Here is a 13,548-nt window from a genome sequence, read left to right on the forward strand (position 1 = left end):
CTCCCCGGGCGGCGGCCCACCCGCGCCGCCGCCTCCCCGGTGCCCGGCGCCCACCAGGTGCCACCACCTCCTTCGTACGGCTCCCCTCGACCCGGAGGAACGCCTCCCATGTTCGACACAGTTCTGGTCGCCAACCGCGGCGAGATCGCCGTCCGGGTGATCCGCACCCTGCGGCGGCTCGGCGTGCGCTCGGTCGCCGTGTTCAGCGACGCCGACGCCGACGCTCCGCACGTCCGCGAGGCCGACGTCGCGGTCCGGCTCGGCCCGGCCGACCGCAGCGACAGCTCCGCCGCCGAGACCTACCTGCGGACCGACCAGATCCTCGCCGCCGCCCGCCGGACCGGCGCCCAGGCCGTCCACCCCGGCTACGGCTTCCTCGCCGAGAACGCCTCCTTCGCCCGCGCCTGCGCCGACGCCGGCCTCGTCTTCATCGGACCTCCTCCCGCCGCGGTCGAGCTGATGGGTGACAAGATCAACGCCAAGGAGGCCGTGCGGGCCGCCGGCGTGCCGGTGGTTCCGGGCAGCCGGGCCACCGCGCCCAGCGACGAGGAACTCGTCGCGGCCGCCGAGGAGATCGGCTACCCCGTGCTGCTCAAGCCGTCCGCCGGCGGCGGCGGCAAGGGCATGCGCCTGGTCCGCGACCCGGCCGACCTGCCGACCGAGATCGCCGCGGCCCGGCGCGTCGCCCGCACCGCCTTCGGCGACGACACCCTGCTGCTGGAGCGCTGGATCGACCGGCCGCGCCACATCGAGGTCCAGGTGCTGGCCGACGCCCACGGCACCACCGTCCACCTCGGCGAGCGCGAGTGCAGCCTGCAGCGCCGCCACCAGAAGCTGATCGAAGAGGCTCCCTCCGTCCTGCTCAACGCCGAGACCCGGGCGGCGATGGGCGCCGCGGCCGTCCGCGCCGCCGAGTCCTGCGGCTACACCGGCGCCGGCACCGTGGAGTTCATCGTCCCCGGCGTCGCCCCGGACTCCCCCGACACCGACGGGGGCGTGCGGGACTTCTTCTTCATGGAGATGAACACCCGCCTCCAGGTGGAGCACCCCGTCACCGAGCTCGCCGTCGCCGTGACCGACACCGCCGGCCCCGCCGCCGGCCGGCCCCGGCGGCTGGACCTGGTCGAGTGGCAGCTGCGGATCGCCGCCGACGAGCCCCTCTCCTTCACCCAGTCCGACATCTCCTTCCAGGGCCACGCCATCGAGGCCCGGATCTGTGCCGAGGACCCGGAACGGGACTTCCTGCCCACCGGCGGACGCATCCTGCTCCTCGACGAACCTCGGGGCGAAGGCATCCGGGTGGACTCCGGAGTCACCCCCGGGACCGTGATCACCAGCTCCTACGACCCCATGCTCGCCAAGGTCATCGCCTACGGACCCGACCGTCCGACCGCGCTGCGGCGCCTGCGCGCCGCGCTGGCCGACACCCGCATCCTCGGCGTCACCACCAACACCGGCTTCCTGCGCCGGCTGCTCGCCCACCCGGAGGTCGCCGCCGGCCGGCTCGACACCGGCCTGGTCGAGCAGACGGCGCAGCAGCAGCCCGGGCTGCTCGCCTCGCCGTACTCCCCGGCCGCCGGCACCACGCCGCCCGCCGAACCCTCCGACGTCCTGCCGCCGGAGCCTCCGGCGCCCGCCCACCTCCTCTACTACGCGGCCGCGCTGGCGCGGCACCTGGACCTGACCCCGGCCGCCGACACCGACGGCTGGACCGACCCGTTCTCCCTTCCCTCCGGCTGGCGCCTGGGCGGCGACCCCGCCTGGACCACCCACCGACTCCGTACCCCCGGCCAGGACCCGGTGGCGGTGCGCGTCCGATCGATCACTGCGGGCAACGTAACGGACGCCACTGACAATCCGTCCGAGCGCACCCTGGAGGTCGAGGTCCGGCTCGACGCCGGACCGGTCCACCGGGCCCGGGCCGGCCGCACCGGGGACCGCCTCCACCTGACCGTCGACGGCCTGCGGACCAGCTTCGCCCTCGCCGCCGACGGCCCCGCCGCCCCCGCCGCCGGCCCGGTGACCTGGCTCGGGATCGACGGCGACGCCTGGCCGGTGCAGACCCACGACGCGGTCGGCGAGAGCGCCACCGCCGGCACCGCCCACCACGGCGGCCTGACCGCGCCGATGCCGGGCACCGTCACGGTCGTGAAGACCGCGGCCGGGGAGGCGGTCCGCAAGGGCCAGCCGCTGCTCGTCCTGGAGGCCATGAAGATGGAACACGTCATCGCCGCTCCGCACGACGGCACGGTCAGCGAGCTGCGGGCCACCGCCGGCGCCACCGTGGCGATGGAGGAACTGCTGGTCGTGGTGACCCCCGCCGAAGCCGCCGCGGACGACCCCGCCGAGGCCACCGCGGCGGTGCGGTCGTGACCGCCCCCGCGCCGAGAGGCGCCGCCCCCGCCCGTGAGCCGGACGCCCTCGACCTGGGCCTGCCGGACCCGGTCCGCGCGCCCGGCCTGCCCGAGGAGGTGCGGATCCACGAGGTCGGCCCGCGCGACGGGCTGCAGAACGAGGGCACGCTCGTCCCCGTCGAGGTCAAGGCCGAGTTCATCGGCCGGCTCGCGGCCGCGGGCCTGCGCACCGTCGAGGCCACCAGCTTCGTTCACCCGAAATGGGTACCCCAGCTCGCCGACGCCGAGGACCTGATGCCCCGGCTCGCCGGCCTGCCGGACCGCCACCCGGGCCTGCGCCTGCCGGTGCTGGTGCCCAACGAGCGCGGCCTGGACCGCGCTCTCGCCCACCACGCCACCGACGTCGCGGTGTTCGCCAGCGCCACCGAGACCTTCGCCCGCCGCAACCTCAACCGCTCGGCGGACGAGGCGATGGCGATGTTCCGCCCCGTGGTGGAGCGGGCCGCGGCGGCCGGGGTCCCGGTCCGCGGCTACCTGTCGATGTGCTTCGGCGACCCCTGGGAGGGCCCGGTCCCGGTCGCCCAGGTGGTCCGCTCCGGGGTGCGGCTGCTGGAGATGGGCTGCGCCGAGCTGAGCCTCGGCGACACCATCGGCGTGGCCACCCCCGGCCAGGTCACCGCCCTGCTCGACGGGTTCGCCGCCGCGGGGGTGCCGACCGGCCGGCTCGCCGTGCACTTCCACGACACCTACGGCCAGGCCCTCAGCAACACGCTGGCGGCACTGCGCTCCGGGGTCACCACCGTGGACGCCTCGGCCGGCGGACTGGGCGGCTGCCCCTACGCCAAGAGCGCCACCGGCAACCTCGCCACCGAGGACCTGGTGTGGATGCTGCACGGACTCGGCGTCCGGACCGGTGTCGACCTGCGCGCCCTGGTCGCCACCAGCGGCTGGATGGCGCGCCGGCTCGGCCGCCCCAGCCCCTCCCGCGCGGTCCAGGCCCTGCTCGGCACCACGTCCACCGGATCACCGGACTGACCCGCACCGACCGCTCCGCGTGACGGCCCGCCCCCGCGTATCCGTCCGCTCATCACACCGCCCGCCCGTCACACCAGCACCGGCGGCGGTCGTCCCGACCACGCCCGCGCCCACCCGGCGGGGCCCCAGGAGGATCACCATGCTCGACCACCGGTTGAACACCGAGCACGAGGAACTGCGGCGCACCGTGGCCGAATTCGCCCAGGACGTGGTGGCGCCGAAGATCGGCGAGTACTACGAGCAGGGCGAGTTCCCCTACGAGATCGTGCGGGAGATGGGGCGGATGGGCCTGTTCGGCCTGCCGTTCCCGGAGGAGTACGGCGGCATGGGCGGCGACTACTTCGCGCTCTGCCTGACGCTGGAGGAGCTCGCCCGGGTCGACTCCTCGGTCGCGATCACCCTGGAGGCGGCGGTCTCGCTCGGCGCGATGCCGATCTACCGCTTCGGCACGGAGGAGCAGAAGCGCGAGTGGCTGCCCCGGCTGACCTCGGGCGAGCTGCTCGGCGCGTTCGGCCTGACCGAGCCCGAGGGCGGCTCGGACGCCGGGGCGACCCGGACCACCGCGCGGTACGACGAGGCCACCGACGAGTGGGTGATCAACGGCACCAAGTGCTTCATCACCAACTCCGGCACCGACATCACCGGTCTGGTCACCGTCACCGCGCTCACCGAACCGATCGCTCGTTCGAGTGAAGAGGGCGAATTCTCCTCGCCACGGCGGGAAATCTCCTCCATCATCGTGCCCACCGGGACCCCCGGGTTCCAGGTGTCGAAGAAGTACTCGAAGGTCGGGTGGAACGCATCCGACACCCGTGAACTGTCCTTTACCGACTGCCGCGTCCCCGCGGCCAACCTGCTGGGCGAGCGAGGTCGCGGCTACGCCCAGTTCCTGCGGATCCTCGACGAGGGCCGCATCGCGATCGCCGCCCTGGCCACCGGCCTGGCCCAGGGGTGCGTCGACCAGTCCGTCTCGTACGCCGGTACGCGCCGCGCCTTCGGCCGGCCGATCGGCGCCAACCAGGCCATCCAGTTCAAGCTCGCCGACATGGAGATGCGCGCCCACACCGCCCGCCTCGCCTGGCGGGACGCCGCGTCCCGGCTGCTGCACTCGGAACCGTTCAAGAAGGAGGCCGCGATCGCCAAGTTGTACTCGTCGGAGGCCGCCGTCGACAACGCCCGCGAGGCGACCCAGATCCACGGCGGGTACGGCTTCATGAACGAATTCCCCGTCGCCCGCTTCTGGCGGGACTGCAAGATCCTGGAGATCGGCGAAGGCACCTCGGAGGTCCAGCGGATGCTCATCGCGCGAGAGCTCGGCGTCTCCTGAGGCTGTCGTAGGCCGCACCCGCTTCGTCCGCCGACCCGCCCGGGCCGGCGGGCCGGCGGGCCGGCGAACCACGGCGATCGCACATCACGAGGAGGAAGGAGTCACCCCGGGCTGCCCGAGTCGATCTGGTCGTACCGGGTCAGCGCGAGTTCGAACGGCGTCGGCGTGACCTTGACGGCGCCGTCGAACGGGCCGCTGAGTTGGAACACCAGGCTGACCGCGAACGCGGCCGGGGCCCCACGAACCCCATCAGCACCAGGGTGCGCCCGGTGGTGGTCAGACCGACCACCGGAGGCGTCGCCAGCACCGACACCGACCCCACCACCGGACCTCCCAGTGCCAGGGCCGGCACCTGGGCACGGATATCGGCCAGCCTGGCGTTCCGCCGCGCGCAGACGTCCGTCAGGCTCCTCAACACATCGGCCTTCACGGCGAGTTCGGACGCGTCCCTGGCTCCGCACCGCGTCCGCAGGTCCGGATCCGGTCGGCCGCCGCCCAGGCCTCGGCGCTGCCGCGCCCACGGCCCATCTGCTCCCACTCGTCCGTGATCGCCTGACGGGTGTAGTCACGCACGCGCTGCTGCACCACCGGACGGTCCGGGCCTGGCGGCAGGCGTGCCGACCAGGCCGGTGCGGCAGCTGCCGCCGCACCGGGAGCCGTCGGGTTGGGTGGTGGCGCGGTGGCGCCGGCGTGGACAGCTCGAAGGGCCCACACCACCCCGGGCCCGTCCCGGCAGCCGCGACGGGCCGCCCGGCCTAACGGAACGACCGTCAGGGGATCACGATCACCGGACGGTTGGCCCGGCGGGCGAGGCGGCCGGAGACCGAGCCGAAGAGCTTGCCGAGCAGGCCGTGCGTCGTGCCGACCACGATCGCGTCGGCGGCGAACTCGCGGCCGACCTCCTCGATCTCGTGGCAGATGTCGCCACCGCGCTCGACCAGGATCCAGGGCACCCCGGCGAGGAAGTCCGCGCAGGCGAGTTCCAGGCCGAGCACCTCCGTGCGGTGGTCGGGGAGGTCGACGAAGACCGGCGGCTCGCAGCCCGCCCAGACGGTGGCGGGCAGGCGGTTGGCCACGTGCACGATCACCAGGCCGCACTGGGAGCGACGGGCCATGCCCACCGCGTAGGCGAGGGCGCGTTCGCTGGACAGCGAGCCGTCGAAGCCCACCACCACACCGTGCTGGAAGGCCGGGTCGCAGGCTTTGGCGGATGCCTGCCGGAGGGCCGGTTCGCCGGCCGCCCCGCCCGCGTCGGGCAGGCCGGAGGTACTCGGACGCTCGGCGCCCGGTCCAGGCCGGCCCGTCACCGGGGGCTCCGGGACGTCGGACCGCCGCTCGTCCCGCCGGTGGCGGGAGCCTGAGCCGGGGCGGCCCCGGCGCGCGAGGTGGCGAAGGGGGCGGGCGAAGCCGCCGCCCCGGGCGTCCTCGCCCGGCTCCACCGGTCGGGAGGGCTCAGAACCAGCCATGGCACAAGGCTCTTCGAAGGAGATGGGCCGACAGGAGAGGACAACGCTGCCCGGGCGGCAGGCCCGCCCACGGGAAGTCGTCGGGCTGCGCCGAACACCACCGTTTGTGACCTGTTCCTTTCAGAGTACGACGGGCCGGACACGCAGCCCAGCCGCGCGGTCCCGGGGGCGCGCTCTTCCCACGAACGAGGGATGCGCGCGCCGGCGACGGTGCGCCCCTCGACGGGTGCGAAGGCGCCCCTCCGCCGAAGGAGGTTCCCTGGAGCTTGACTGAGCGGACCGGGCGGCGCAACAGGATCCCGGGACACCGTGACCGGACTGTCATGGATCGATGACGATCCGTTGCGGACCGTCACCGGGCAGTGAAGCGGCTGGTGGGGGCGGGCGGCGGGGCGGACGGCCGGGCGGACGGCGAACGCGGGGTGCGCCGTCGCCGCGGCACCCGTTTCAGCCAAGGGGCACGGGTTCGGGACGCCGTCTGGCATTTGCCACATGCATAGGCGCGGCCGCTGGCACCATGCTCGACATGCCCCTGCTCCTGCTCGACCTCGACAACACGCTGCTCCCCAGGGACGCCGCATTCCGGGCCTGGGCTCAGGATTTTCTGACCGAACGGGCGCTGCCGCCCGGAGACGTCGACTGGCTCGTCACCATCGACGGCGGCGGCTACGTACCGCGCAGCACCGTACTGTCCGCCGCCCGGCGCCGCTACGGCCTCGACGAGTCGCTCGACCGGCTGTTCGCCCACTACCGGCACGGCATCAACTCCTACATCCACTGCCCGGCCCGCAACATCGACGCGCTGCGGGCGGCGCGAGCCGCCGGGTGGACGCTCGGCATCGTCAGCAACGGCAGCACCGGGCCCCAGCTCGAGAAGATCCGGCGGACCGGCCTCGGCCCGATGGTCGACGGCTGGGTGATCTCCGAGGAGGCCGACTGCCTCAAGCCGGACCCGCTGATCTTCGAGATCGCGGCGCAGCGGTGCGGCTTCGCGCCGACCGGGGACTGGGCCGCGCAGACCTGGATGATCGGCGACCACGCCCCCGCGGACATCGCCGGCGCCGCGCTGGCCGGCCTGCGGAGCGTCTGGCTGCACCACGGCCGCCCGTGGGCCGAGCCGGCCTACCGGCCGACGTTCAAGGCGGCCGGCCTGCCGGAGGCCGTCGGCCAGGTGCTGGCCGCCCGGGGCGCCCCGGCGGCCCGCCCGGAGGCCCGCCCGGTGGGCGTCGACACCCCGCGTCGCGCCGTCTGCGGTGGCGTCGCGGTCACGCGGATGACGGGGACGGCGGGTGCCGCGGGTGTTCCCCGCCCCCGTGAGCGCGGGCTCGCCGCGGTGCGGACGGCGGCCGCCCCGGGGTGATCGGCGGGCCGGCCGCGAACGGGGCGCGGGCCGGATCGGGGGCGGAGCGGAGACGGACGGCGCAGAGCAGCGCGCGCGACGGCGCGCCGTTCGGGACATCTGCCCCTTCCGGTCGGCACACGCCTTCAGCCGTGCACGCCACGGGTAGTGCTTCAACCGCCTCCGGGACCGGACCGGCTGTCCGAAACCGGTCCGGCGGGTTTGCCGAGGATGCCGCCACCCGCTCTGCCACGACAGAGCCCGCAACAGAGCCCCGGCAGGGCGCTCGGCAGAGCCCCGGCGGCGCTCCCGGCACGGGCGAGCGGTCGCGCCGCCCCCACGCCGTCCGGCCCGGGCCGGACGGCGGCCACCGGGACCGAGGGCACGCCGAGGTCCTGCGGGCGCGGGCACGGTGCGCGCGGCACGCCCCCGCCCGTCGAACGACCCCGGCAGCCCCAGCCGTCACCGAGGCACCAGAAACCCCACCGGTCACAAGGGTCACAATGGTCACGGCGGCCCCGCCCCGTACGGCTCACCTTCCGTCAGCGCGCCTGCCCCGCACGGGCCGTCGAAGCACGCCCGCACCGGACGGTCCGGATCCGGACCGTTCGTCGTGCAACCCTTTCGCCGTGATCGGCGTCGTCAGTTCCGCCACCCCTGTGCCCAGTTCGCGCACCGCGCGGACGCCAGGGCACGGCATCCCGCCGCCCGGACCTGCGGGCCGACCGATCGTGGCATCGCCCTTGGCTGGGAAGAGCCGGCCGGGGCCCCGCCCCGGGGCCCGGCGGCACCGGAGCCCCGGCCACCGGTCCCCGGCTCCGGCACTGGCCGGATGAAGCCTGGGAGGCGCACACCGGGCAGCCGTGCGCCCTCCCGTGCACCGCCTATTTTCGGTCAATCTCGTGCGGCTCCCCCACCCTTGGGCAAATCCGCAGCCCAGGCGCACCGGCCGGGCACCTCGGAGCCAGACGCCCCAGGACCCGTCCCGCGACAACCAGCCACCGTTGCACCGACCCTCTTCCCAGAAGGGTCGACGGGTGCCACGCTTCGTGATCGAATGCATCACGCCAAATTGCCATGTCGACATAGCGTCGGATGGTGAACTTGTCACAACGGCAACGGTCCACCCGATAGATTCGATCTTGGCCAGCAGTGCCGCACCACCACACCACACCACCGAGGGGGCTTGAGCGCCTTGAGCAGGGTGAGCAGGAGCGACGCGGGTCCTGACAGCGGCCAGGCCGTGGCCGGTATCGCGGGTCGTTCCGCGAGAAGCACCGGCTCCCAGGCCTCCACCGCCAACACCCGCCACTCCGGCACCGCCTCGTACCCCTCCTATTCCCCCGCGGCCCCGTCCGCCCCGGGCACCCCGCCCGCATCGGGTGCCACAGGCGTCCCGGGCGTCCCGCAGAGCCCGGGTTCCCCGTCCTTCCCGGCCTCCCCCGAGCACGGCGGACGCCACGTCAGCCGACCGTCCGTCAGCCACACCGGCGGGTACGGAAACGGCTCGGACGGGCGGGCCGGGGCGTCGGTTACCGGCCATTCCGGCGGACACCCCGGCAGCCATCCCGGAGCCGACAACGGCTACGCGGCCTTCGCCGCAGCCCCGGCCGCCGCCGCCTTCGCCCCAGGGGCCCCCGGCACCGGCCTCGGCCCGGCTGTGCCCGGACTGCCGGGCCCCGCGGCCGTCGGCGGGCTCCCCGCCGGACCGCTCGGCCTCGGCACCGTCGGGCACGGCATAGGCGGCCACGGCGCGGCGGGCCACGGACCCGGCGGCCACGGCGGCCTCAACGGCACCTCGGCGCCCGTGCCGGCCGCCGCGCCGCGCAAGCTCTCCGGCCGCCGCCGCCGCGAGACCGTCGCCGTCCTGATCTTCGGCGGCGGACCGATCTTCGAGAGCTCGATCCCGCTCTCGGTCTTCGGCGTCGACCGCCAGGACGCCGGGGTGCCGCGCTACCGCCTGCTGGTCTGCGCCGGCGAGGAGGGCCCGCTCGCCACCACCGGCGGCCTCACCCTCTCCGCCCCGTACGGGCTGGAGGCGCTGGCCAGGGCCGGCACCATCGTCGTCCCGGCCTGGCGCTCGATCTCGCAGCCGCCGCCGGTCGAGGCGATCACCGCGCTCCGCAAGGCGCACCACGAGGGCGCGCGGATCATCGGCCTGTGCACCGGCGCGTTCGTCCTCGCCGCCGCCGGCCTGCTGGACGGCCGCCCGGCGACCACGCACTGGATGTACGCGCCGACCCTGGCCAAGCGCTACCCGCGGGTGCACGTCGACCCGCGCGAGCTGTTCGTCGACGACGGCGACGTGCTCACCTCGGCCGGCACCGCCGCCGGCATCGACCTCTGCCTGCACGTGGTCCGCAGCGACCACGGCGCCGAGGCGGCCAACGCGCTCGCCCGCCGGCTGGTGGTGCCGAGCCGACGCGGCGGCGGAGGACAGGCCCAGTACATCGATCAGTCTTTACCTGAAGAGATCGGCAACGACCCGCTCGCCGAGGTGGTCACCTGGGCGCTGGAGAACCTCAACCAGCAGTTCGACGTCGAGGTTCTGGCGGCTCGCGCCTACATGAGCCGGCGGACCTTCGACCGGCGGTTCCGCACGCTCACCGGCAGCGCTCCGCTGCAGTGGCTGATCACCCAGCGGGTGCTGCAGGCGCAGCGGCTGCTGGAGACCTCGGAGCTGTCGGTGGACGACGTCGCGCGCCGCTGCGGCTTCCGGTCGCCGGTGGCGCTGCGCGGGCACTTCCGGCGCCAGCTCGGGGTCTCGCCGGCCGCCTACCGGACGAGCTACCGGGCCCGGCGGCCCGGAACGGCCGGTCCGGCACCGGCTTCGCCCGCCGGCGGCGACCTGCGGACGGCCGGGGCGGTCTCGGCGTCGGCCGCGGCGGGCGGGTCCCTCCCGGGCCAGCACGGCGGGCACGGTGTGCCGGCCGGGCACGGGTCGGCCGCCGCCGCGGGGTTCCCGGGCGGGCCGGGTGCCGCGCACCCGGGCCAGCACGGACAGCCGTCCGGACCCGGCGTGCACGCGCGGGCCGGGCAGCCCTACCCGCACCAGGCGGCCGGGCACCAGGCGCACCCCGGGCAGCCGGGGGCCGGTCGCGGTCCGGCGCGTCCGCCGATGGTCCCGGCGCAGGCCGGGCCGGGTGCGGGCCGGCCGCCCAGGACGGCGGAGCACGCGGCCGCCGAGGACGGGATCCCGCAGCCGGGGGCCCGCGGGCAGGGCCAGGGGCACCGGAGCGCGGCCGAGCGGCCGCAGGACGCGGCGTCGGAGGTCCGGGCCCGGCAGGCCCGGGCGGGCCAGCTCCGTCCGCAGGCCGGACGGGGCGCCGCGGCGGAGGCCCGGGAGGCCCGTGAGGCGCGGTCCGGGCGGGACGTCCGCCCGGCGCACCCCGTCGGCCATCCGGCCCGGGAGGCCCGGGAGACGGGCGGCCACGCCCAGGACGAGCACGGTTCCGAGGGCCGCACCCCGGCGCCGCGCTCGGCTCCATCGGTGCCCGCGGCGCGTGATCGCGCCGTAGGGTGAGTGGTGTGAATGACCGTTTGGTATGGATCGACTGTGAAATGACAGGCCTCGACCTCGACCGGGACGCCCTGGTCGAGGTCGCGGCGCTGGTGACGGACTCGGAGCTGAACATCCTCGGCGAGGGTGTGGACGTCATCATCCGCCCGCCCGCCGAGGCGCTGGCGAACATGCCCGAGGTGGTGCGGGCGATGCACACCTCCTCCGGGCTGCTGGAGGAGTTGGAGCACGGGGTCACGCTGGCCGAGGCGGAGGCGCTGGTCCTGGCGTACGTGCGCGAGCACGTGCCGGAGGCCGGGCGCACGCCGCTGTGCGGGAACTCGGTGGCCACCGACCGCGGGTTCCTGAGCCGGGACATGCCCGCGCTGGAGAGCCACCTGCACTACCGGATCGTGGACGTCTCCTCGATCAAGGAGCTGGCCCGGCGCTGGTACCCGAAGGCGTACTACAACAGCCCGCAGAAGGGCGGGAACCACCGGGCGCTCGCGGACATCCGCGAGAGCATCGACGAACTGCGCTACTACCGCGAAGCGGTGTTCGTCCCGCAGCCCGGCCCGGACACCGACACCGCGCGCGCGATCGCGGAGAAGTACCAGCCGCCGGCGGACTGAGCCCGGGGACTGCCGAGGTGCTCGCGCACGGGGGACGGAAACCCTGGCGCGAGCACCCTTCCGGATCCTGTAGAGTTCTTCTTGTCGGAGCGGGAACGCCGAAGAGCGGGAACGGTCCGGACAGATGGTGGGTGTAGCTCAGTTGGTAGAGCACCTGGTTGTGGTCCAGGTGGCCGCGGGTTCGAGTCCCGTCACTCACCCCACTGGCCCGAGGGGCCGGTTCCGTCAAGGAACCGGCCCCTCGGGCTTTTTCGCGTTCCCTCAGATCGGCTGCGGCCGGGAGGCGGTGGTGTGGCGCGCGTCGCACTGTGGTCCGCGTCTCACCCCTTTTCCCCGGGCGCGACCCTGCCGCCGGAAGCTACTGACTAGTAACGTTGCTGCCATGACCACTCCTTCGATCGGCCGGCTGCTCGACTCCACCGTCCCGATGGCCCGGACCCTCAAGCTCGAGTACCTGGAGACCACGCCGGAACGCGCCGTGCTGCGGCTGCCCGACCAGCCCGAGTACTACAACCACGTGGGCGGCCCGCACGCCGGCGCGATGTTCACCCTCGCCGAGTCGGCCAGCGGCTGCATCGTGCTGGGCGCCTTCGGCGACCAGCTGTCGCGCGCGGTGCCGCTCGCGGTGAGCGCCGAGATCGCCTACAAGAAGCTCGCCATGGGCGCCGTCACGGCCACCGCCGTGCTCGGCCGGCCGGCCGCCGACATCGTCGCCGAGCTCGACAAGGGCGAGCGCCCGGAGTTCCCGGTGACCGTCGAGATCACCCGCGCCGACGGCGCGGTGACCGGCGTCATGACGGTCGTCTGGACGCTGCGCCCCAACTCCTGAGCGCACAACTCCCGAGCGCACAACGGCGGAGCGCGACGCGGAAGCACCGCGCGGGGGCAGCCGGCGGAAGCACCGCGCGGGAGCACCGCGCACACCCCGCGATGACTGTCCGTGACGGCGGCCGTGTCCTCCCGGTCCGCCCGCTCGTTCTCGATTCACGTGGGAGCCAAACACCCGGCCAGGGGCCCGGAACCCGTCCGACGGACCGTCGGCGGCGGATGGCGCGCGGCCCGGCGGTGGCTGTCCCGGCCGCGGGCCGTCGCGGCGGGCGGGGCGCTCCTCGCGCAGCTCTGGGGGTTCGGCGCCCCCGCCGCCTGCGCGGCCGGCGCCGAGCCCGTCCCCGAACCGGCCGGCCGGACCGTCGGCCGGACCCTGACCGGCGCGGCGGCCTCCGGCGATCCGGCGGAGCGGACCGGGCCGGACCCCGCCGACGGGCTGCTCGACGGGCTCGCCGGCGCCGTACCGGAGGTCGCGGCAGGCGTCCTCGGGCCGGAGCTGGACGCCGCGACCGGCTCGATCGGCCGGGCGCTCCAGGACCGGATCAGGGCCGGCGGCCTCCCCCTGCCGGGGCAGCGGGCCGCCGTGCCGGACGCGTTCGCGATCGCCTCGGGACTGTTGGGCACCGTTCCCGCGCAGGTCCGCCCGGCCGAGGCGCCGCCGATCCGCGGCGAGGTGTCCGACGGGCCGTCGGGCGCCGGCGCCCGCCCCGCCGGGACCGACCGGCCGCACCGGCCGGGCGGCACCCCGCACGGCCCGGCCGCCCCTCCCCCGGCCCCCGCCCCGCCGGACCGGCTTCCGCCTCCCGCCGCCGGGCCTCCGGCCCCGGCCGGCGGCGGAAGCGGGCGGACGGACGGCCGGGACCGCGCGGCCGGCGCGGACGGCGTCCCGGCGGCCGGCGCCGCGGCCCGGTTGCTCGCCGGGACCGCGACCAGGACGGCCGCCGTCACCGTCGCCCACGACACCGCGGGCACCACGACCGCCGTCCTCGCCCCCATCACGGCCGGGCTGCTGCTGACCGGCGCCGCGATGTACAAGCACCGGGGCCTGCCGAAGGGCCACTGAGCGGC

At 75.3% G+C, this 13,548-nt stretch carries 8 protein-coding genes, 1 tRNA gene and 2 pseudogenes; 9 read left to right on the top strand and 2 right to left on the bottom strand.

Translation table 11 applies throughout. The annotated features are described in order from the left end of the window. Window positions 1-108: 108 nt before the first annotated feature. From ACFC0B_RS23545 to ACFC0B_RS23555, 3 genes are all read left to right on the top strand, one after another. Window positions 109-2,373 carry a biotin carboxylase N-terminal domain-containing protein gene (locus ACFC0B_RS23545; protein ID WP_376089047.1) on the top strand — a complete coding sequence of 755 codons (2,265 nt, stop codon included), beginning with the start codon at window positions 109-111 and terminating at the stop codon, window positions 2,371-2,373. Next, window positions 2,370-3,389, top strand: coding sequence for a hydroxymethylglutaryl-CoA lyase (locus tag ACFC0B_RS23550; protein WP_376089050.1), 1,020 nt, complete (start codon window positions 2,370-2,372; stop codon window positions 3,387-3,389). Before ACFC0B_RS23545 ends, ACFC0B_RS23550 begins: the two co-directional genes overlap by 4 nt. Before the next feature lie 139 nt (window positions 3,390-3,528). After that, on the top strand, window positions 3,529-4,716 hold the full coding sequence (locus ACFC0B_RS23555) for an acyl-CoA dehydrogenase family protein (protein WP_376089053.1): 1,188 nt from the start codon (window positions 3,529-3,531) through the stop codon (window positions 4,714-4,716). Between the two features lie 426 nt (window positions 4,717-5,142). Here ACFC0B_RS23555 and ACFC0B_RS23560 read toward each other — a convergent pair whose 3' ends face one another. Both ACFC0B_RS23560 and ACFC0B_RS23565 read right to left on the bottom strand, forming a co-directional pair. Then, window positions 5,143-5,301 (bottom strand): hypothetical protein, encoded by a 159-nt coding sequence (locus ACFC0B_RS23560; RefSeq protein ID WP_376089056.1) that lies wholly within the window; start codon window positions 5,299-5,301, stop codon window positions 5,143-5,145. Window positions 5,302-5,486: 185 nt separating this feature from the next. Continuing rightward, window positions 5,487-5,918 (bottom strand): annotated as a pseudogene (locus ACFC0B_RS23565) (universal stress protein); the annotation flags it as partial. 790 nt (window positions 5,919-6,708) lie between these two features. Between ACFC0B_RS23565 and ACFC0B_RS23570 the strand changes: the two are divergent. The 6 genes and pseudogenes from ACFC0B_RS23570 to ACFC0B_RS23595 all read left to right on the top strand — a co-directional run bounded on the left by ACFC0B_RS23570 (window position 6,709) and on the right by ACFC0B_RS23595 (window position 13,543). Next, window positions 6,709-7,542: an HAD family hydrolase gene (locus ACFC0B_RS23570; RefSeq protein WP_376089059.1), complete on the top strand. Its 834-nt coding sequence runs from the start codon at window positions 6,709-6,711 to the stop codon at window positions 7,540-7,542. Between the two features lie 1,786 nt (window positions 7,543-9,328). Further along, a pseudogene (locus ACFC0B_RS23575) lies at window positions 9,329-10,343 on the top strand (helix-turn-helix domain-containing protein); the annotation flags it as partial. A gap of 706 nt (window positions 10,344-11,049) precedes the next feature. Continuing rightward, window positions 11,050-11,652: an oligoribonuclease gene (gene orn, locus ACFC0B_RS23580; RefSeq protein WP_376089062.1), complete on the top strand. Its 603-nt coding sequence runs from the start codon at window positions 11,050-11,052 to the stop codon at window positions 11,650-11,652. A gap of 127 nt (window positions 11,653-11,779) precedes the next feature. Then, window positions 11,780-11,855: transfer RNA gene (locus ACFC0B_RS23585), tRNA-His, on the top strand. 179 nt (window positions 11,856-12,034) lie between these two features. Beyond that, on the top strand, window positions 12,035-12,481 hold the full coding sequence (locus ACFC0B_RS23590) for a DUF4442 domain-containing protein (protein ID WP_376089065.1): 447 nt from the start codon (window positions 12,035-12,037) through the stop codon (window positions 12,479-12,481). A gap of 159 nt (window positions 12,482-12,640) precedes the next feature. Then, entirely contained in the window at window positions 12,641-13,543 is a 903-nt protein-coding gene (locus ACFC0B_RS23595; protein WP_376089068.1) for a hypothetical protein, read from the top strand. The last annotated feature ends 5 nt before the right edge of the window (window positions 13,544-13,548 follow it).

Source organism: Kitasatospora sp. NPDC056184, from assembly GCF_042268405.1.
In the GTDB taxonomy this organism is placed as follows: Bacteria; Actinomycetota; Actinomycetes; order Streptomycetales; family Streptomycetaceae; genus Kitasatospora.